Annotated in this window: 21 protein-coding genes and 1 pseudogene; 6 read left to right on the top strand and 16 right to left on the bottom strand. The window is 33.0% G+C overall.

Annotated features, from left to right (window positions below):
* Position 1: 1 nt before the first annotated feature.
* Positions 2–1009, bottom strand: a complete 1008-nt coding sequence (locus CIGNP103_RS05125) for a DUF1848 domain-containing protein (protein ID WP_086268694.1) — start codon at positions 1007–1009, stop codon at positions 2–4.
* Between the two features lie 170 nt (positions 1010–1179).
* Here CIGNP103_RS05125 and CIGNP103_RS05120 point away from each other — a divergent pair, with 170 nt between their 5' ends.
* The 6 genes from CIGNP103_RS05120 to CIGNP103_RS05095 all read left to right on the top strand — a co-directional run bounded on the left by CIGNP103_RS05120 (position 1180) and on the right by CIGNP103_RS05095 (position 5909).
* Entirely contained in the window at positions 1180–2112 is a 933-nt protein-coding gene (locus CIGNP103_RS05120) for an aspartate carbamoyltransferase catalytic subunit (RefSeq protein WP_086236046.1), read from the top strand.
* On the top strand, positions 2112–3392 hold the full coding sequence (locus CIGNP103_RS05115) for a dihydroorotase (protein WP_086268693.1): 1281 nt from the start codon (positions 2112–2114) through the stop codon (positions 3390–3392). The genes CIGNP103_RS05120 and CIGNP103_RS05115 overlap by 1 nt, the downstream gene beginning before the upstream one ends.
* Positions 3392–3817: a type II secretion system protein gene (locus CIGNP103_RS08405; RefSeq protein ID WP_086225025.1), complete on the top strand. Its 426-nt coding sequence runs from the start codon at positions 3392–3394 to the stop codon at positions 3815–3817. The genes CIGNP103_RS05115 and CIGNP103_RS08405 overlap by 1 nt, the downstream gene beginning before the upstream one ends.
* A gap of 20 nt (positions 3818–3837) precedes the next feature.
* A complete protein-coding gene (locus tag CIGNP103_RS08315; protein ID WP_086268692.1) occupies positions 3838–4122 on the top strand; it encodes an AAC(3) family N-acetyltransferase in 285 nt (94 codons plus the stop codon).
* 89 nt (positions 4123–4211) lie between these two features.
* Complete coding sequence (locus CIGNP103_RS05100) at positions 4212–4403, top strand: hypothetical protein (protein WP_086268691.1); 192 nt, start codon at positions 4212–4214, stop codon at positions 4401–4403.
* 18 nt (positions 4404–4421) lie between these two features.
* Positions 4422–5909, top strand: coding sequence for an amino acid adenylation domain-containing protein (locus tag CIGNP103_RS05095; protein WP_086268690.1), 1488 nt, complete (start codon positions 4422–4424; stop codon positions 5907–5909).
* Positions 5910–6393: 484 nt separating this feature from the next.
* Here the strand turns inward: CIGNP103_RS05095 and CIGNP103_RS08480 are convergent, their stop codons facing one another.
* The 15 genes and pseudogenes from CIGNP103_RS08480 to CIGNP103_RS05025 all read right to left on the bottom strand — a co-directional run bounded on the left by CIGNP103_RS08480 (position 6394) and on the right by CIGNP103_RS05025 (position 19309).
* Complete coding sequence (locus CIGNP103_RS08480; protein WP_236845064.1) at positions 6394–7053, bottom strand: methyl-accepting chemotaxis protein; 660 nt, start codon at positions 7051–7053, stop codon at positions 6394–6396.
* Between the two features lie 462 nt (positions 7054–7515).
* Positions 7516–8322 (bottom strand): annotated as a pseudogene (locus CIGNP103_RS08475) (nitrate- and nitrite sensing domain-containing protein); the annotation flags it as partial.
* A gap of 298 nt (positions 8323–8620) precedes the next feature.
* Positions 8621–9355 carry an oxidoreductase gene (locus CIGNP103_RS05085; protein ID WP_086251556.1) on the bottom strand — a complete coding sequence of 245 codons (735 nt, stop codon included), beginning with the start codon at positions 9353–9355 and terminating at the stop codon, positions 8621–8623.
* Positions 9348–10046: an acylneuraminate cytidylyltransferase family protein gene (locus CIGNP103_RS05080; protein ID WP_086225031.1), complete on the bottom strand. Its 699-nt coding sequence runs from the start codon at positions 10044–10046 to the stop codon at positions 9348–9350. Before CIGNP103_RS05080 ends, CIGNP103_RS05085 begins: the two co-directional genes overlap by 8 nt.
* A complete protein-coding gene (locus CIGNP103_RS05075; RefSeq protein WP_086268688.1) occupies positions 10043–10936 on the bottom strand; it encodes a Gfo/Idh/MocA family protein in 894 nt (297 codons plus the stop codon). Before CIGNP103_RS05075 ends, CIGNP103_RS05080 begins: the two co-directional genes overlap by 4 nt.
* Positions 10933–11970, bottom strand: a complete 1038-nt coding sequence (locus CIGNP103_RS05070; RefSeq protein WP_086229696.1) for a nucleotidyltransferase family protein — start codon at positions 11968–11970, stop codon at positions 10933–10935. Before CIGNP103_RS05070 ends, CIGNP103_RS05075 begins: the two co-directional genes overlap by 4 nt.
* A 40-nt stretch (positions 11971–12010) precedes the next feature.
* Complete coding sequence (gene neuC, locus CIGNP103_RS05065; protein ID WP_086252653.1) at positions 12011–13159, bottom strand: UDP-N-acetylglucosamine 2-epimerase; 1149 nt, start codon at positions 13157–13159, stop codon at positions 12011–12013.
* The gene (gene neuB / locus CIGNP103_RS05060; protein ID WP_086226806.1) at positions 13156–14154 is read right to left on the bottom strand and encodes an N-acetylneuraminate synthase; all 999 of its coding nucleotides are present in this window, start codon (positions 14152–14154) and stop codon (positions 13156–13158) included. The genes neuC and neuB overlap by 4 nt, the downstream gene beginning before the upstream one ends.
* A 3-nt stretch (positions 14155–14157) precedes the next feature.
* Entirely contained in the window at positions 14158–15165 is a 1008-nt protein-coding gene (gene pseI / locus CIGNP103_RS05055) for a pseudaminic acid synthase (RefSeq protein ID WP_086225036.1), read from the bottom strand.
* A gap of 133 nt (positions 15166–15298) precedes the next feature.
* Positions 15299–15970 carry an energy transducer TonB family protein gene (locus CIGNP103_RS05050; protein ID WP_086268687.1) on the bottom strand — a complete coding sequence of 224 codons (672 nt, stop codon included), beginning with the start codon at positions 15968–15970 and terminating at the stop codon, positions 15299–15301.
* The gene (exbD, locus tag CIGNP103_RS05045) at positions 15967–16353 is read right to left on the bottom strand and encodes a TonB system transport protein ExbD (protein WP_086225038.1); all 387 of its coding nucleotides are present in this window, start codon (positions 16351–16353) and stop codon (positions 15967–15969) included. Before exbD ends, CIGNP103_RS05050 begins: the two co-directional genes overlap by 4 nt.
* Positions 16350–16775 (bottom strand): TonB-system energizer ExbB, encoded by a 426-nt coding sequence (exbB, locus tag CIGNP103_RS05040; protein WP_086244850.1) that lies wholly within the window; start codon positions 16773–16775, stop codon positions 16350–16352. Before exbB ends, exbD begins: the two co-directional genes overlap by 4 nt.
* A 347-nt stretch (positions 16776–17122) precedes the next feature.
* Positions 17123–17908, bottom strand: coding sequence for a sugar phosphate isomerase/epimerase family protein (locus tag CIGNP103_RS05035; protein WP_086268686.1), 786 nt, complete (start codon positions 17906–17908; stop codon positions 17123–17125).
* Positions 17898–18569 carry a pseudaminic acid cytidylyltransferase gene (gene pseF, locus CIGNP103_RS05030; protein WP_179187345.1) on the bottom strand — a complete coding sequence of 224 codons (672 nt, stop codon included), beginning with the start codon at positions 18567–18569 and terminating at the stop codon, positions 17898–17900. The genes CIGNP103_RS05035 and pseF overlap by 11 nt, the downstream gene beginning before the upstream one ends.
* Positions 18569–19309 carry a thioredoxin domain-containing protein gene (locus CIGNP103_RS05025; RefSeq protein WP_086268685.1) on the bottom strand — a complete coding sequence of 247 codons (741 nt, stop codon included), beginning with the start codon at positions 19307–19309 and terminating at the stop codon, positions 18569–18571. The genes pseF and CIGNP103_RS05025 overlap by 1 nt, the downstream gene beginning before the upstream one ends.
* Positions 19310–19503 lie beyond the last annotated feature (194 nt).

Genomic DNA, 19503 nt, shown 5'->3' with positions numbered 1-19503 from the left:
TTTACACCCCTATAATGCTTTCTGAATTTGGATTTATAAGATATTTTTTATAGTTACTTATCGCTGTTTTGGCTGAAGTATTAGCATAACAATATATACATTGATGAACGCATGTATTATACTGACCGATATCCTTAGCAACTATACAGCCGCAATCTTCCCTTTGTCCTTTATCCTTATTTTCCTTAGTTTTTTTAATCTCTATACCAAAAAGCCCCCGGTTTACTTCTACCCCTAGAAATTTCATTAGTTTTTGATCATTATAAAACTGTTCTATCATTAAATCATCATCTACGCATTTATTATGCTTTATATTAAATTTATCCAAATCAATCTTTTCGCTACAAGTCGCTACTTTAATCCCCCAACGCCTAGCCATCTGCGATATATGTTTTGCCATATATTCCATTTTTTGGGAATCAAACTCAATATAAGGGACATTTTTTAAATTATTTTGAACCTTTTTATAGGACGATATATCAGCAAAACTAAATACAAGCTTATTAGTATATTTATAAAGCTCATCACCAATTTTTTCTACTCTTTCTAATAAAGCGTCCATAGGTAAATTTTTAGTTATTAAAAGTGGGTCGTATCTCCATATAACTCTAGATTTTCCTAATCTATCAGATAATCTTTTAAAAGTTTCAATACGTTTTTTTTTGCTTGGCACACCAGCCTCTAGCCCCTCAATCTCATAATCATTTAAGCTATATTGAAAATAATAATTGACTCCAATGCTATCAAAATAATCTAAATGTCTTATCATTGGTTCAGGATTTTTGCTCCAAAAAACTATAAGCCTAGTATTATTAAAATTCACATACAAAGGCTTACCATTAAAAGGATTAATCCACTTTATATAGCCTATTTCAAATCTATTTCTAAACCAATCAGCAAAGAACGCTGGTATATCAGTCGCCCTACTAGCAGAGATAATCACAGGAGCTTGCGCCTTTACAGTTTCGCCACTATCTAAAACAATATCCTTGCTCTCCCAAATAGCCATATTTTCACCTAAAAAATTATTTAAATTTCACTATAATATCAAAATATACTTATATTGAAGTAAATACTATAAAAAGAAATTTAAATTTAAATAAATATCTCAAATTTCAAAATTAAATCTACCATTAAGCCAAATCTAGATAAAATATCGTATTAAAAAAAGGGGCAAAAATGGCATACTCCAAAAAGGATCTCATCTCTACAAAAGATCTTACCACCGAGAATATATATCAAATTTTAAACCTAGCTAAAGATTACAAAAATTTAAATTTACAAAATGAGAAAAAGTCTCCACTTTTAAAAGGCGTAACGGTTGTAAATTCATTTTTCGAAAACTCCACTAGAACTCGCACAAGCTTTGAAATTGCGGCCAAAAGGCTATCTAGCGATGCTATAAATTTCACTGCTAGTAACTCAAGCACCAATAAAGGCGAAACCCTAATAGATACAATCAAAAATATAGAATCTATGCAAACAGATATCTTTATAATGCGTCATAGTAGTTCAGGTGCAGCACAATTTGTCGCTTCTCGCACTCCTAGCTGTGTGATAAATGCAGGAGATGGTTGCAATGAGCATCCTACTCAAGCGTTATTAGATCTCTTTACAATATATGAAAAATTTGGCTCATTTAATAATCTTACAGTTTCAATCATTGGTGATATAGCTCACTCTAGGGTAGCTAGATCAAATATCTATGCTATGCAAACATTAGGTATAAAAGTTAAACTATTTGGCCCACCCCAAATGATGCAATATGCTAAGGTTTTTGGTTGTGAAATTTGCAAAGATATGGATGAGGCAGTAAGTGGAAGCGATGCTATTATCATGCTTAGAATTCAGCTAGAAAGAAGCGATGATGAGACTCCATTTCCAAGCATTAGAGAGTATTGCAGATATTTTGGACTAAGCAAAACTAGAATGCAAAAAGCAAAAGAAAATGTAATAATTCTCCATCCAGGACCAATCAATCGTGGAGTAGAGTTAAATAGCGATGTAGCTGATGACCCACGCATATCTACAATCTTATCACAAGTAGAAAATGGCGTAGCTGTGCGTATGGCTATATTAGATATAGTTTATAAAAATCTAAAAGGGCTATAATGAAAACTTTAATAAAAAATGGAACAATAATCAATGCCAACGAGAGCAAAAAAGCAAATATATTAATACAAGATGATAAAATTATCTCTATTACCACAGATGAGCCATCTGCTGATATAGTAATAGATGCTAATGGCAAACTAGTTATGCCAGGATTAATTGATATCCATGTGCATTTTAGAGATCCAGGGTTTGAGTATAAAGATGATATTATTACTGGATCGCAAACTGCAGTAGCTGGTGGAGTAACTGCTTGTTGTCCAATGGCAAATACAAATCCTGTTAATGATAATGCTACAATAACTAGAGATATGATAGAAAAGGCTAAAAAACGAGGCCTAATAGATTTAATGCCAATTGGAGCTATAACAAAAGGTATGAAAGGCGGTGGAATTACTGAGATGGGAGAGATGAGTGAGGCTGGATGCGTGGCATTTAGCGATGATGGATTGCCTGTTAGCTCTAGCGATGTTATGAGAGCTGCGCTTGAGTATTCAGCGTTTCACGGCTCATTTATCATAAATCACTCTCAAGACTGCTCACTATGTAGAAATGGCCACATGAATGAAGGTCTAATGTCTATGAAGCTAGGTATCAAAGGTATGCCAAGAGAGCAAGAAGAGATAATGATAAGTCGTGATATGCTCTTAGCTAAACTCACAGGCGGCCATATCCATATAGCTCATGTTAGTAGTGCATGGAGTTTAAAACTAATAGAAACAGCTAAAAAAGAGGGAATAAATATCACTTGTGAAGTCTGTCCGCACCACTTCACCTTCGATGATAGCTATCTTGAAAACTATGATACAAATTACAAAATGTCTCCACCACTTCGCACCAAAGCTGATGTAGAGGCTATGAGAGATGGATTAAAAAATGGAATTATAGATATCATCTGTACTGATCATGCTCCGCATCATAATGATGAAAAACAAAGAGAATTTGATAAGGCTCCATTTGGAATTTTAGGCCTTCAAACACTCATTCCACTTACTTTAAATTTAGTTCGTGATGGGGTGATAAGCTTAAATAAGATGGTAGAGCTAACTAGTCTAAATCCAGCCAAACTACTAAAACTAAACGATAGAGGAGTTATTGCTGAGGGTTATTTGGCTGATATTACAATTGTCGATCCTGATTTTGAATATCTCTACGATGAGAAGCTAAACAAATCTAAATCACAAAACTCACCACTTCTAGGTAAAAAACTAAAAGGTGCTGCAATCAAAACTATAAAATCTGGAAGATTAGTATATGATTTTCCAAATGTGGTGGCGTGATGAGAAGCGCATTTACAATGATTGAGCTAGTCTTTGTCATTGTGGTGCTTGGCATTTTAGCTAGTATCGCAGTACCTAGGCTAGTTGCTACTAAGGACGATGCAAGTGCTGTAACATCAGCTACTTTACTAAAAGATACCATCGTCCAGCTTACTGCATATTATACTATAAATGGCAAACTACCAGCTGGTGAATTAAAATCTCAAAGCAATCTAGAAAATCTCGCTCCAACATATAAAAAATCACTAGATAAAAACGAAGCTTGGACAAGTTGCCTAAATATCACGCTTACAAGCGATACTATTAGTGTTGATGATGCTAGTAATTCAAGCGAGCCATTATGCAAAACTTTAGTTAAAATCCCAGCTGTTAAAGAGTGGATAGATAATGATATCACCCTAAGCAGTAGCGGAATATTTAATTAATTTTTACTATTAAAAGGTAAATTTGCTTATTATCTGGATCGACTGGAGCGTTAGTTAACTGGATATTAAAAAACCGCCTTGAATTTGGCCGTACAGCTCACCCGATTTATTCATTAATGGTTTGGGGCAAGGATGCTAAAATGCTTGCTAATCTTAATAATATCGATGCCTTTGAGAGTTACTCGCTATTTGGTTATATGTATAAATTTGATGCGAAAATGGTCTTTTTTAATGTAGCAATCAATATGGGAATTACATTTACACACTATGTAGAAGGCTTTGCAAGTGCCATATCGCTATTTTAAGCCTTTTACGGCTGGATATATTGATGCTAATGGCGTAGAGACTAAGAGAACTTATGTAATGTATGTTCGTGCTGCTGGGGTAAAAAAATATGCCAAATAGTTTTTATGAAAGTATTTTAAAGGAAGTTAAATTTGATAGTTATTATATCAAGCTGCTTGGTTCTTGTGATACTTTTAGAATTACAGATAATGATTTATTAAATAATGGCGGTAAAAATCTTTATACATTTATTGATTATGAACTTGATTGGAATAAAGGGGTATTTGTTAGTGAAAAATAAGATATTTAAGGTAGCGTGATGATTAGCAATATTTATGAATTTCTAGATAAAAGTGTAGCAAAATATCCAAATAAAACACTATTTGTAAGCGGTAAGAATTGTATTAATTATCTTGAATTTAGCCATAAAAGTAGCGCTTTGGCTAGCAAGATTTTAGAATTTGGGTTAAATAAAAAGCCAGTTTTAATAATTTTGCCAAAATCCATCGAAGCACTTATAGCGATGTTTGGCGTGGCTAGAAGTGGAAATTTTTATAGTATTATAGATGAGAAAATGCCATTTGAGCGAGTGCAAAAAATTATAAATATTTTAAAACCTGCACTTATTATTACAGCAAGGGATTTAGACAGTAGTGTTAATGAATATGGTGCTGATGTAATTTATAGCGATGAATTTTATAGCTTTGAGTTAAATTTATCACTGCTTAGTAGAGTTGAGATTATTGATACTGACTTGCTTTATGTGCTATTTACTAGCGGAAGCACAGGTGAGCCAAAAGGTGTGAGTATCAGCCATAAAAGTGTGATTGATTATACATTTTGGGTTAGTAAAACATTTGATGTTGGAAGTGATGAAATATTGGTAAATCAAGCACCATTTTATTTTGATAACTCAATTTTAGATATCTTTACTACAGTTAGATGCGGAGCGACTTTACATCTTTTATCTACTTTTGAATTTGCCTTTCCAGCTAAGGTAGTGGAGTATTTAAAAACTCACGGTGTTACGATGATATTTTGGGTTCCTAGCGTGTTAATATACTTTGCTAATACAAGAGCGTTAGAACATCAAGAGCTAAAAACACTTAAAAAGGTGTTATTTTGTGGTGAGATAATGCCAAATCGTCAGTTAAATATCTGGAGAAAAGCCTTGCCAAATGCACTTTATGCTAATTTATATGGGCCAACTGAGATAACCGATGTATGCTGCTACTATGTGTGTGATAGAGAATTTGGTGATGATGAGCTACTACCAATTGGCAAAGCATGTAAAAATACACAAATTTTACTTTTTGATGAAGATAATAACCTTATTACTCAGCCATTTATCAAAGGTGAATTATGCGTGCGTGGTAGTAGTCTTAGTCTTGGTTATTATGGCGATAGGACTAAGAGTGCGCAGGTATTTATCCAAAATCCACTTCATAATAACTTCTACGACCCAATTTATAAAACTGGCGATATTGCAGCTTATAATGAGTATAATGAGTTAATCTGTTATGGCAGGCTAGATTCTCAAATCAAGCTAAATGGCCACAGGATCGAGCTAGGTGAGATAGAAGCGGCATTAAATTCACATCCGCAAATCAAGCGTTCAGCATGTAAATTTACTGGTGAGAAAATTGTAGCGTTTTATGAAGCTAGTAGAGATATAGATAAGATTAGAGAGTTTTTAAGTAAAAAAATTCAAGAGTATATGATCCCAAAAATATTTATAAGATTGGATAAATTTGCTCTAAATGCTAATGGCAAAATCGATAGAAAGGCGCTTGATGATAAGCTTTGAGAAGTAATTGCTCAAGGAAAGGTAGCTAAAGATTGCGCTAGAATTGCTAGAGATAAATTTGATAATGTTAAGCTTTTAGATATTAATGAAATTTCAAATTTAGATGAGTATTTTAATTCCTTAAAAGGCCATCTAATAATTAGCACAAATAATACCTATATATTTAAGCCTAGATGAGTAGAAAATAACACTATAATCAACTATCACAACGCTTTGCTTCCTAATCACCGTAGTAAATAGAGATACTCAAGCGCTCAAATAACTTTAATCTAGTACCATTTGGTGGGCTATGATCGTAGCTATAGATGCTCAAAAATATTATATGAAGCATATAAGGCAATAATGGAATCTAAGAGTAATATATTGCAACTATGAGAATAAGGTGATTTAATAAAAATATCTATTTATTAAATCACCTTATTTATGCTTATTCTTGCAATGACTAAAAGCTTAGCCATTGCAGCAAATACTATTAACCAAGCTATTAAAACTTAAATTCGCTAATTTTATCCCTTAAATTCTCAGCTTTATGCTCTAGTGTATCAGAAACTGAGCTAATTTTATCCATTGAATTTGAGATATTTTGTAGCCTATCATTTAATGTTTTATTATTACTTAGTAGGTTATTGGTTTTATCATTTAACTCTTTTGAACTAGCCATTGCTTGGGTAGCTAGGGCGATGACATGATCAATGTTATCATTTGCTGTTTGGATTGTATTTTGAATATTTTGCGCTTCATCGACAAATGTCGTAAAATCTCTTGAGGTTTGTGTGATTTTTGAGCTTACATCATCAATTGACTTAGTAATAGCATTGATAGTTATATCAATCTCATCTAAAGATTTGCCAGTTCTTTCAGCTAGCTGTCTAACCTCATCAGCAACAACTGCAAATCCTCTACCATGTTCGCCTGCTCTTGCTGCTTCGATGGCGGCATTAAGTGCAAGAAGGTTGGTTTGATCAGCAATATCTGATATAGTTGTTAGAATATTCTTAACATTTTGAGCATCATTATTTAGCATTGAGATATTAGTTAATAGCTCTTGTTGGCGACTTGCATCAAGCGTTACTAGCTCAGAGAATTCAGATATAACGCTAGAGGTTGAGCTTAGTTCATTTTTAGCTGTGATGATATTGTTCATTGTATCATTGCTTTTTAAAGCATTATCGCTTAGGCTATCTTCTACGCTATGACCGATTATTTGTGAATCTTTTGATAGTTTAAAGCCCTCTTGAGTATCATTTTGAATTACTTTTGACTCGCTTAGTAAGTCATTTGCAATTTGTAGATTTTGCTGAATTTGTCCATCAAGCTGACCAAATAGCTGTCTAATAACTTTTAAAAATCCTTCTATTTGTTCATAGATTAGCCCAATCTCATCTTTGCCTTTGTTTAGAACATTGTTTGGTCTAATATCTTTTGTTTTTTGGACATATACTAGATAGTTTAGGATTTTAGCAATTCTACTATTAATATTATGGATTATAATGTAGCTAAATCCAAATGTAGCAATAAACGCAAAGGCTAAAATTCCAATTGAGAAAACAAGCACATTAATATTGCTTTGTCTTATCTGGTCTATGTCTTGAATCAATCTAGCTGCTAGTCTATCTTCTATCTGTTTTAAGATATCAATCTTTTTGGTAATAGTAGCAAACCAGTATGTACCACTAGTCTCAAATCCGCCAGTAAATGCATTTTTCATCGCCACAGCTCTCATACGCTCAACTTCTTGAAAATCTTTGTTTCCACTAGTTATATTGTTATAATTGATTAGCTCCTCAGGGTCTACATATTTTTTAAACTCTTCTGTATATAGATTTTGAGCTACAACTAATGCGATAAATTTGTTATAAATTCCATCGCCGAATTTATCAGCTGAGAATGTATTTGATAAGACTGCTCTTTCTTGACCGGCATTTTCTTTAGCATTTATAAAGCTCACAAATGCAGTTAAAGAGCGGATTATTTTGTAGTTGTTTGAGATATTAGAGATTACTACTATATTATTGATTAGTTTTGAGATAGTATTTGTATAGTATCCTAAAACATCTCCTACTTTAACGCTAAAATTATCTACACCTCTTCTTATAGATTGGATATTATTTAGTGCATTTATTGTATCTTTTATAGAGTCCCTAAGCTCAACTGGATATGCATCTATTTCAAATTTAGATAGATTTTCATTAAGCTTATTTATCTCTTTATCGCTTAGTTGGCGTTGATTTAGTAGAATTTTTTTAAAATCCTCACTTTTACTACCTAGATATCCTGATGATGAACCTCTTTCTTTTTGTAGTTCATGTATTACAAGTGAAATTTGAGATGAGAGCAAGATTCCATCTTCGAGTAATTGAGTGCGTTTATAGGTATCATACTCTTTATTGATGAGATTGCCAGCTATGATCATAGCGACGATGAGCGGAATGACGATGAGAATAAGCATCTTATTCTTAATCTTGAAATTGTCAAATATCGACATATTTTATCCTTTCAAAATATGAATTAATTCGTCTGATATTTTACTATTAATAAATTATTTTTAGATTAAAAGTTTGGATTTGAGATTAAAAAATTTATTTTTATGAGAGAATTTGGAGTTTGATAGTATTATTATATAATTATCATTGATAGTTAGTATCACTTGGCTTTGATACTGCTTAGATTTTGGCATAGATTACTACGCCAAAATTTTTACTCTACTAAGATTATAAGCAAAATCCATCATCTACGATTATATTTTGTCCATTAATAAACTGGCTATAATCACTAAGTAAAAATATTAAAGCCCCACAGATATCATCTGGGTCTAACATACCTTTATTTAGACAGACATCTTTGTATTGACTTAGAAATATCTCATTTTGGTTATCTAGTATTCCACCTGGACTTATGCAATTGACTCTAATATTATTCCCTTTTAGATATTTAGCTAGGTAGCGACTTAGATGAATAACTCCAGATTTAATAGCGCTATAGGCTACTGGAGAACTCATCTGTGTATTTTTATAGGTTTGAAATTTAGGTGCTACTACGCCTTGAATAGATGAGAGTGTGATTATATTGCCATATCCTTGTGATTTAAAAAATTTAGCAAATCTTTGCATAACCAAAAACGCTCCACCAAGTTGAAGATTGGTATTAGTGCAAAAATCCTCATACTCTACATCAAAAAAGTGGTTAGAAAAGCTTTTTGTTCTTGGATAGGCAGAATTTACTACAGCGTCTATTTTGCCATATTTTTTACTCGTTAATTCTATTAGATTATCAAGTGAGCTTTTATTAGTTATATCAGTATGGATAAACTCACAATCTAGTTTTGTGTTTGGCTGATTTATATCTGCGTTTATTACAGTAGCGTGATTTTGTATAGCTGATTTTACAAAGGCTTTGCCGATTAATCCTGAACCGCCAATTATTATAACTACTTTATCTTTAAGCATTTTTACTCCTTAAAATATGCTCTACTATCATAAAATCAAGCTCATCATCTATATCAATGCTGCGATTTGCAGGCATTACATATAGTCCAGTTTTAGGTAAAAACAAGGTATCGTTATTTAATAAAACTAAAGATTTCCATATATAAATTGAAGCATTCATATCATATGTAGCCGGAGCATCTTGACGGCGTAAAATTTGATTTGGTAGAGTTTTGCTAAGATTTATCTTGCCATCTATTTTTTCTATTAGATTAAAGTATGGACTTCTACGACTTGGCGTAGCAGTAATAAGAATATCATTATCATCTTGTATAAACTGCTCAAAAGCCATATTAATATCGCTAGATAGACGCAAAGGAGATGTAGCATCAAGGTCTATAATATAATCAAATTTATGTTTATAATACTCTTGACTTTTTAGTAAGGCATCACGGATTACAGCTAGTTTGCCAGCAGTATCACTAGCTAAAGCGCTATCTCGTTTAAAAAAGACCTCCGCTCCATATTTTTGTGCTGTAGAGGCTATCTCATCGCTATCAGTACTAATTACAATATGTTTAAATAAACCGCACTCTTTGGCTTGATTTATAGTGTGAGCAATGAGCGGAAGACCGGCAATTGGGCGGATATTTTTATTTTTTACACCTTTGCTACCGCCTCTAGCGCAAATGGTACATAGTATATTGCTCATATATTTTCCTTTTGAATTTGATCTATTAGTTGCATTGTATCCATAGCTTGAGAAAATGTACATATATGATTTTGCATATTTAAAGCATCTATATGCATCGCTTTGAAAGTATCGTTTCTTTGTAAATTTGGTTTTTGTATTTGAGTGATTTTTCCATCTTGATCTACTATTTTAAGTATATTTGCGATGAGGTCAAGATGATAGGTATTATTATTTGTCTCAATTAAAATTTGACGATATGGTGTTTTGCTTAGATAATTTAGGCTGATATTTATTAAAGTCTTATTGCATTTAGCTAAAATCATACAAATATCATCGCTAGTGATATTTAAATTTGATACTTTGGCTTGATAAGATTTAATCAATTCTAATTTAGAATCGCATAAAAAGCTAAGATAATCAATCTCATGACTAAGATCTAACAAAACGCCTCCGCCAAGCTCCTTTTTAGCGCTATATGAGCTAGTATATTTTCGTTTTCGCCATGATGGCAAATATTGACCACAGCGAGCTTCAATAGTTAAAATATCGCTTGGATTTAGCATATATTTTAGCTCTAAAATTAGTGGATGAAAACGCAGATTATACCCAATAAAAATCTTATTGTTTGGATTAAAATCTCTAAATTTATCAAATAATGGCTTTTCGCAAAGTATTATTTTATTACAGACATTTAAATCAATATAGCTTAAATGTTTAAAATGCAAATATGTAGGCGAGGCAATGATAAAGTAATCAAACTGATTTATATCTACTGTTTCAAGCTCTTTATAACATTTTATATCAATAATTTTTTGTGATGAAATGGCGCTAATATCAAATCCTAATGAGCGCAAAACATCAGCGTGGCGGCGACCAATTGACCCCATAGAAAGTATAAGCGCTCTCATGAGAAAATCTCACTATAAAGCTCATTTGCCAGGTTGTACTCTTCGATTCTGCCTATATCTAGCCACTCTTCATTAATTAGATAAGCTTTTGGATTTTGATTTTTAGTAGCTAAAGAGTTAAAAAGATCTGGCATATCTAGATACTCATTTTTTGGAATAAAATTTAGGATTTGTGGGTTTAACATATAGATTCCAGCACTTACATGGAATTTTTGGCGTGGCTTTTCAGTGATAGATTTGATAGTATTATCATCTAAATTTACCACCCCATATGGCACTTGCATCTCATATTCTCGCACACACATTGTAGCAACAGATTTGTGAGCTGTATGATAGTCGTGAAGTTTAGTAAAATCAGTATTTGTTAGCAGGTCGCCATTCATTACAAAAAAATCATCTTTTGGTGGATTTATCAAGCTTAGCGCCCCAGCTGTACCAAGGCGTTTATCTTCAAAAACATAGTTTATGTTTACACCAAATTTTTTTCCATCGCCAAAGTAGTTTGTAATAATCTCAGCCTTGTAATTGACACAAATAGTAAAATCGCTATACCCATTTGCAAGAAAGCTTTCTATGATTGTTTGTAGAATTGGTTTTGGACCTACATGAAGCATTGGCTTTGGAATTTGATTAGTTAGCGGGCGAAGCCTTGTGCCTAATCCGCCAGCCATTAATATAACCTGGTTTGGTTTTTTAAAGTTTGGTTCATAAATATTAACAATAGCAGTTGCGATATCATTTTCATCGATAATTGGAATGTAGCGTATATTTTTAGCTTTGGCTTTAGCAATGATATCTGGAGAGACATGCAACGAGTGCGAAACTATAGGCGTGCGATAGTATAGGGATTCAATACTTTGAGTTAGCTCCATTGAGCTTAATAATCCTCGCCTAATATCACCATCACTAATTGTACCTAAAAGTTTGCCATCGCTATTTACAACTAGCGCCATTTGGAGTGAGCCACTATCTATTATTTTAAGAGCCTCTTTTATACTGCTAGTTGGGCTTAGCTTTAGAGAGTTTATATTCATATTATGGCCTTTTTGGGGTAGACCCCCCCCCAATTTAAAGTCATACCAAATCCTTAAATCTTTTGACTGTGATATCTTTTAAATTTATATTTTTTAGAACTTTGATTATGGTTTTACTAGGCTTTGAGTTGCCATATGGATTTTGTTTTTTCTGGACTATTTTTTGAAATTTTGGACTATAGGCAAGTTTTATTGCTTTTAAAATTTGCGCCTTTATAGGCTTGATATCTATGATGCTTGGTGCTTTTAGTCTGCCATCTTGTCTTGGGCCTATATTTATGGTTGCGACTCCCATACTAGGGGCTTCTAGTAATCCGCTAGAGCTATTACCTAAAATTATATCTACATGCTTAAGTGCGCTTAGGTATCTTAGGCTTCCAAGGGAGGCAAAGGCGATACAATTAGGGCGAGATTTGACATATTCATCTATCATTTTATTTATAGCTATTCCGCCAGCATCACTATTAGCTTTTGTAAAAATTATATTTGTATCTTTTAATTCATTTAGTGCTTTTAAAATCTCTTTAAAATCTTTTTTATTATCTGTTTGAGTAGTAAGTGGATGGTAGGTTACTAGGATATTTTTTTTATTTAGATTAAATTTAATTGAGTCTTGAAATTTGGCTTTATTTAATAGCTTTAGCCTTTTTATATTTTCAATTCCCATACCGCCAACATTAAAGATAAATTTAGGATCTTCGCCTAATTGAGCTACTCTTTTAGCATACTCTTTATTTGCAGTAAAATGGATATGCGACATCTTTGTAATGCTATGCCTAAATGACTCATCAATAGCTCCAGCGCTGAGTTCCCCACCGTGAATGTGAGCTATTGGAATACCTAATACTAGGGCCGCAGATGCTGCGCAAAATATCTCATATCTATCGCCTAAAACCACAACAATATCAGGATCTAGTTCGCTTAAGGCTTTGCCAATCTCGCTAGTAGCTACTCCCATAGATTTGCATACACCAAGAGCATCATTGGCAAAATTTAAAATATCAACCTTTTTATTGATATTAAACTCATCTTGAATTTGTAAATATGTATTGCCAAAATCGCTTCGCAAATGACTACCTGTTACAATTAATTGAAGTTGCAGACTTTTGCTGATGCTAAGCTCTTTAATCAGCCAATAAAGTAGACCATATTCAGCTCTTGATCCAGTTATTACGCATATTTTTCTCATATTATCTCATCTTTTTTATAATTTTTTTGTGCTGGAGTTCCTATTATTTCATCCCATTTCATTGGGCTAATTCCTGCTGGCGTGGTACGTTTTGTAGTGATATTATCATCGGTAAAAATTTCACCTTTTTTAATATCAAATTTAGCTACAATAGACTTTCTAGCAATGTTTATATTTTTTATCTCGCTTGGGCTTGGGCTTTTGATTCCATCGCCTAGGGCTAGCTCAATTGCTCGAATTCCAGCTACCATTTGAGCTAATTCGTTTGGTTCTAAACTAGCCTTGTGATCTGGGCCTGGCTGAGTCTTATCTAGGGTAAAGTGCTTTTCAATCACACTTGCCCCAAGCGCAACCGCTGCAATTGGCACAGCAATTCCTAATGTGTGATCACTATAGCCAAATTTAACTCCAAATTCAGCCCCAATACTAACCATTGCTTTTAAATTAACATCGCAAAAAGGTGTAGGATATTCAGTATTTGCATGCAAAATCGTGATATCTTCTAGTGCTACATTGGTAGTAAGAATATTAAAAGCATCCCAAATCTCAGCCATTGTAGCCATCCCAGTTGATAAAATTATTGGTTTTTTAAATTTAGCAATAGTACGAAGTAGCGGTAGATTTGTTAGTTCGCCACTTGGGATTTTAAATTTGCTCAGACCAAGCTCAAAAAGTAAATTTGCTGAATCAATATCAAATGGAGTAGATAAAAACTCAATTCCAATATTTTTGGTATGCTCTATTAGTTTAGTATGGGATTTAATACTTAGCTCAAGGGCCTTTAGCATCTCATATTGGCTTTGTTTAGAATCTGTAGTTTGTTTTTGATAGGCTGCCTTTAAAGCAGTTTTACTAGCTAAATTTTCAGCTTTAAAGGTTTGAAATTTAACAGCATCAGCACCGGCCTTTTTAGCTTCATCTATTAATTTTTTAGCTGTGTTTAAATCTCCATTGTGATTTACTCCAGCTTCTGCTATTATATAGACTTTTTGCATAGCTTACTCAAAGTCGCTAAGTTCTAAAGGCTTAGCAAATTTAAGATCTTTTGTAGCTTTTTTGCCAATGGCTTGTTCATAATATCGTGGGTGAAGACCTTGAGCTGGGCGAATAGAGCGGATATTTTCAGGGGTTAAAATTTCTCCTTTTTTAATATCTTTTGTTACAAAAAGCGATCTAGCATATTTACGATTTTGCTCGCTAAAGCTATAATCAACCTTACCAAGGGCTTTATATGCATTTTTAACCGCTTGAGCCATTGCGCTAAATTCATCTTTGTTTAGCGAAAATCCGCTATCTTCTCCACCTAAGGCTCTATCAAGAGTAAAGTGCTTTTCAATCACACTAGCTCCAAGAGCTACAGCAGTGATTGGTACTTCTAAGCTCATTGAGTGATCGCTTAGCCCAACCTTTACACCAAGTGGAGCAAATCTAGCCATCATATCAGAGATAGTTGCAATATTCATATCTTCTATTTGAGCTGGGTAGTTAGAGGTACATTTTAGGATTGTAATATCGTGATTACCAACACTTTTGCATGCGTCAATTGCCTCGTAAATTTCATCAATTGTGCTAACTCCAGTAGATATTATCATTGGCTTTTTATGCTTTGCAGCATATCGAATAAGTGGATAATCCATCGCTTCAAAAGAGGCTATTTTATAGCGACTGACATTGATGCTTTCTAAAAAATCAACTGCGCTAAAATCAAACGGTGTGCTAAAAAACTCAATCCCAATCTCATCAGCATAAGCTTTTAAATCAGCCTGCCATTGCCACGGCGTGTAGGCCTTTTGGTATAATTCATAAAGGCTTTGTCCGGCCCAAAGTCCATCATCTCTAGTCATAAATATCTCATCACGGCAATCAATCGTAATAGTATCTGCTGTATATGTTTGAACTTTAATAGCATCAGCACCGCACTCTTTGGCAGCTTTGATAATTTTAAATGCTAAATCTTTATCTCCGCAGTGATTAGCCGACATCTCAGCTATAACAAATGGATTCATGATAACTCCAAATTTGATTTTATAGATTGTATCTAAAAAAGGTCAAAATATAGCTACAAATGTAGAAATTTAATCTAAATTTTTAATCCAAATCCAAATCGCCCAAAGACAAGATGAGCAAATTTAGTAGTTTTTAGTTTATTTTATAAACTAGCGGGATTTGAATTTGAACGGTTTTATCGTGTTTTGGAAAATTTTTAGCGGCTGCTGTTATTGTAGCTATAGCAGCATCATTTAAAGCTTTATGTTTGGAAGCTTTTAGTATTTTAAGAGATTTTAACTCCATATCTTTTGTCCATATAAACTCAACTAATACATTGCCTTGTTGTCTTAGTCTTTTAGCGGTGCGTGGGTATATGTGATTATCATTTATAGCTGATTTTATCGCTGCTAAAAATGGATCTAGTGTAGCGCTAGTTATATTATATGTTTGTATTTGTTCTACTGGTTGGGCTTGTGCTGCTGGAGTGGTTTGTGCTGCTTGTGTAGTTTGTTCTATTTTTTTAGCCGGTTTAGATTCTATAGGCATTGGTTTTGGAGTTGGAGTTGGCTTTGGTTTGACTGGAGTTGGTTTTGTGGTTTTGATTGGTTCGATTTTTTGAACTTGTTTTGGTGTCTCAAATTTATGTGTTTGCACTGGAGCTGGTTTTGGAATTTGGACTATCTGATTTAGGCTAATGCTTTGTGTAGTGATAGCTGGAACGATTGGTTTTAATGCATTTAGACCAAACCAAATAAATGGAATAAATAGCATACTAGTTAAGCAAAATGATTGGGTTTTGCTTGAGTAAATTGCTCGTATCATCGTGTTTTCTCCGTAATGATTGAGAAATTTTGGTGATTATTGACCTTTAAAATATCAATAATTTTGACAAAGCTATCAAATTTAGCACCTTTGTCGCTTTTTAATTCAACTACTGTTTGTTTTGGCGTAGCAGCAATTTTAACCTCAAGGTCGTTAATATCTATGATAGTATCGTTGAGATAAAAGTTATCATTTTGGTCGATTATGATGGTTAGCTTTTCTTTGGATTCTAGCGGTTGAGCTGAGCTAGCATTTGGAAGATCTACTTTGATTTGTCCACTAGCAATAAATGTAGAAATGCTAAGCACCATAGCTAAAACAACAAGCATAATATCTATAAATGGGATTATATTTAGCCCTTCGTTTTTAGGTAAATTTATCAATTTTGTGCCTTATTTGTGTATTGACTAGAGATGAGATTTACCCATCGTAATAGATAATTATAAGCTATTAGACTTGGTATAGCAACTAATAGGCCAAGGGCTGTGGCCTTAAGCGCAAGCGAGAGGCCTAAAACTACACTTTTGACATCAATAGCGGCTGAAATACTCATATCATAAAAGCTAATCATAATACCAATAACAGTTCCTAAAAGCCCTACATATGGAGCGTTTGAGTAGATTATATATAGTGTTGTAAGATTATAGCTTAGAGCATTATCAAGCTTGGTTTGGCTAGTGTAGCTGTTTATATCTACTTTGCGTAAGAACAACACTCTTTCTATCACGCACCAGCAGGCTATAAACGCCATAATTCCTAAGGTAGCAAATATAATATAATCTATATATTCTTTTAAAAATTCCATATAATTCTCCAAATCTTTTTGATAATTATACTCAATTTAACTTTAAATTAAGATTATAAAAATAGCATAAATTAGGAAATAAATTTGATATAAATTATTAAATATCTTTTTGATTTCATAATCTTAAGAATTATTATCATAGTTGAGATGTGATTTTGGAAAATTAGTACGGCATTAATAGCTAAATAATTTATTATAATTATTTTTATGTTTTTAAATTTACAATATTTAAATAATTTGATATATTATTAATTTAAGTGATAAATTTATATTTAGAGTTAAATTTGAGATTGAAATTTTAATCCCAAATTTAGCAATAAAATAAATTTATTAAAAATACTCTAAAATTACTTAGTATTTTTAATTAGCAATTTTAAAATTGAGCAATCCTTAGCAAAATCATCTAAATTATCTTTGCTATCTTTGATTGTTTCAATTGCTAAAAATTCTCCGCCGCACAAAAGCTTTAATACCCTTGCTAAATCAATGTTCCCATCACCAAAATGCATATGTGCATCAAGTTTTGCGTTCTCATCGTTATCGCTTAGATGATAAATTCTAGGATTTAGCTCGTTTAATTTAGCAATATACTCATAAGGATTTAATCCTTGATAGTTTGCACTACAAAGCGCATGTCCAGCATCAAGGCAAAACTCACATCCTACTTCGTCTAAAATTCTCTTAATACTCAAAAAATCTGCCCCTACGCAAAATGCGGTTCCATTGTCCATTGGTACGATATATGGTTTATTTTCGATAGCAAATTTGAGATTTTTTACCATTTTCATCTGTCGCACGCTCTCATCAATGCTTCCACCAATTCCAGGATGAAATACGGTATAAACGGCTTCTAGCTCGCCGCTATAGCGTTTTACTTGTTCGCATAATTCTAGATTATAACGCTGTTTATTAGGATTTGAAAAATCTAACCCACTGCTAAAATGTGGCGCATGAATGGCAAATTTAACACCGCAATCTTTAGCTAAATTTTTCCACAAAGGTAGCATTTGCAAGCTATTAGGCACGGCATAAAGTTCGATATAATCATACTTGCCACGCTCATAAAGCTCTTTGGCTGGTGCTATGTAATTCTTATTTAAACTCCAAAGCTTTAGTCCAATTTTATAGCTCATTTTTTACCTTAAATTTAATCTCTGCCATCTTCCAATCCTCCATTGTATCGATATCTTGCGCTACAGATTCATCTATTATATATGGAATTATATTTTTACCATTTAGCTTTGTGCCTTTGTAAAAGTAAAACATTCCTACATCATGATACATAGGCTCTAAATCTTGACTTCTTTTAGATGCATTTTGCGGCTCTCTATACTCTAAAAAACCATCTTTAATCCTAAAGGATCTTTGAATCGGAAAACTAAATTTAACAACAGGAGTAAGTCCATCAGCGCCACTTGATTTAAATTTATCATAAGCCAAGCGTAAAATCCCCCCATCTAAAAATGGCACGCACGGATAAACACAACAGACCACAGAAGGTTTAATTCCACGCTTTTGATACTGCTCTAAAACTTCAGTTAATACATCATTTGTAGTCGCATAATCATCTGAGTTTTTAGAAGATCTCATAAATGGTACATTTGCACCAAACTCTCTTGCTACAGTTGCGATTTCATCATCATCAGTTGAGACCATAATCTCATCGAAAATCCCTGAATCTTTGCACGCATCAATAGCATATGCGATCATAGGCTTTCCCATAAATTCTTTAATATTTTTGCGTGGAATTCGTTTTGAACCACCACGAGCAGTAATAATAGCTAAAGCGTTCATTATAATCCTAGTGTTTTAGCATCAATTAGCATAGGCACACCACGTACAGCACCGGTGGTAAAGATTTTATCAACTTGAGCTTTAAACTTATCAATCTCTTCTTGGCTAATCATTTTAGGCTCTTTGGCATTTGGAGCAAAATATTTTCTTAGGATTTTTATTTTAGCGGTATCATTTTTAGCACTTTTTGCTTCGTTTAGTATCGCAATAGATTTTTTAATTGCAGGAATACCGTGGTTTGAGACTGGTGCTAGGATTATTTTTAAATTTGCGCTTTTTAGTTTAGCTTCAATTAGCTCTAAATCCTGGCGACAATATGGGCAATCTGGATCTGTAAATAGATATTTTGTCTCTTTGTTTTTATCATTGCCAATTGAGATTATATTATCTTTTGGTATTGATTTGATAAGTTCGCCTAGTTTTTTGGTTGCTTTTTCTATGGCGATTTTGGCTTGAGCGTTTTCAAAATTTGCTAGATAGCTGATTTTATTTTTAATATCAATCACATCAGGAAATATATAAGCCCCATCACTATAAAGTGCAATGTAAGCGCTATTTTCACCATCACTCATTTTGATTTTGATCTCTTCAAAATTTGTATTTGGTAGATTTTTGCGTGAGTCGATTGTGTATTTTAGCTCTTCATCGCCACCTTCAAAAACTTGTAAAATCTCAGCATCGCTAAGTGCGCCAAAAAGTAGGCTTGAACTAAGCAAAGAGCTTATAAAAATTTTTTTCATTATAATGTATCCTTGTTTAAAATGGCTAAGCTAAATTATATGGTTAAATTTTAAATAAAAATCAACAATTTTAAGGAAGATTTTAAGAATTTATACTAAATTTTGGTATTTTAGTAGGATAAAATTTACCAATGGTAACATTTTTACAATTTTATTTAATTTTTTTATTATAAATTTTTATTATAAATTTAGTT

Source organism: Campylobacter sp. P0103, assembly GCF_002139545.1.
Classification (GTDB): domain Bacteria; phylum Campylobacterota; class Campylobacteria; order Campylobacterales; family Campylobacteraceae; genus Campylobacter; species Campylobacter devanensis.
The sequence above is the reverse complement of the archived record's forward strand: the minus strand, read 5'-3'. Positions and strand labels throughout refer to the sequence as shown.

Excerpts from the sequence above, each read along its gene's own strand:
- CIGNP103_RS05125 (WP_086268694.1), bottom strand. The coding sequence starts at position 1,009 with ATGGCTATTTGGGAGAGCAAGGATATTGTTTTAGATAGTGGCGAAACT.
- CIGNP103_RS05120 (WP_086236046.1), top strand. The coding sequence starts at position 1,180 with ATGGCATACTCCAAAAAGGATCTCATCTCTACAAAAGATCTTACCACC.
- CIGNP103_RS05115 (WP_086268693.1), top strand. The coding sequence starts at position 2,112 with ATGAAAACTTTAATAAAAAATGGAACAATAATCAATGCCAACGAGAGC.
- CIGNP103_RS08405 (WP_086225025.1), top strand. The coding sequence starts at position 3,392 with ATGAGAAGCGCATTTACAATGATTGAGCTAGTCTTTGTCATTGTGGTG.
- CIGNP103_RS05100 (WP_086268691.1), top strand. The coding sequence starts at position 4,212 with ATGCCAAATAGTTTTTATGAAAGTATTTTAAAGGAAGTTAAATTTGAT.
- CIGNP103_RS05095 (WP_086268690.1), top strand. The coding sequence starts at position 4,422 with ATGATTAGCAATATTTATGAATTTCTAGATAAAAGTGTAGCAAAATAT.
- CIGNP103_RS08480 (WP_236845064.1), bottom strand. The coding sequence starts at position 7,053 with ATGAACAATATCATCACAGCTAAAAATGAACTAAGCTCAACCTCTAGC.
- CIGNP103_RS05085 (WP_086251556.1), bottom strand. The coding sequence starts at position 9,355 with ATGCTTAAAGATAAAGTAGTTATAATAATTGGCGGTTCAGGATTAATC.
- CIGNP103_RS05080 (WP_086225031.1), bottom strand. The coding sequence starts at position 10,046 with ATGAGCAATATACTATGTACCATTTGCGCTAGAGGCGGTAGCAAAGGT.
- CIGNP103_RS05075 (WP_086268688.1), bottom strand. The coding sequence starts at position 10,936 with ATGAGAGCGCTTATACTTTCTATGGGGTCAATTGGTCGCCGCCACGCT.
- CIGNP103_RS05070 (WP_086229696.1), bottom strand. The coding sequence starts at position 11,970 with ATGAATATAAACTCTCTAAAGCTAAGCCCAACTAGCAGTATAAAAGAG.
- neuC (WP_086252653.1), bottom strand. The coding sequence starts at position 13,159 with ATGAGAAAAATATGCGTAATAACTGGATCAAGAGCTGAATATGGTCTA.
- neuB (WP_086226806.1), bottom strand. The coding sequence starts at position 14,154 with ATGCAAAAAGTCTATATAATAGCAGAAGCTGGAGTAAATCACAATGGA.
- pseI (WP_086225036.1), bottom strand. The coding sequence starts at position 15,165 with ATGAATCCATTTGTTATAGCTGAGATGTCGGCTAATCACTGCGGAGAT.
- CIGNP103_RS05050 (WP_086268687.1), bottom strand. The coding sequence starts at position 15,970 with ATGATACGAGCAATTTACTCAAGCAAAACCCAATCATTTTGCTTAACT.
- exbB (WP_086244850.1), bottom strand. The coding sequence starts at position 16,775 with ATGGAATTTTTAAAAGAATATATAGATTATATTATATTTGCTACCTTA.
- CIGNP103_RS05035 (WP_086268686.1), bottom strand. The coding sequence starts at position 17,908 with ATGAGCTATAAAATTGGACTAAAGCTTTGGAGTTTAAATAAGAATTAC.
- pseF (WP_179187345.1), bottom strand. The coding sequence starts at position 18,569 with ATGAACGCTTTAGCTATTATTACTGCTCGTGGTGGTTCAAAACGAATT.
- CIGNP103_RS05025 (WP_086268685.1), bottom strand. The coding sequence starts at position 19,309 with ATGAAAAAAATTTTTATAAGCTCTTTGCTTAGTTCAAGCCTACTTTTT.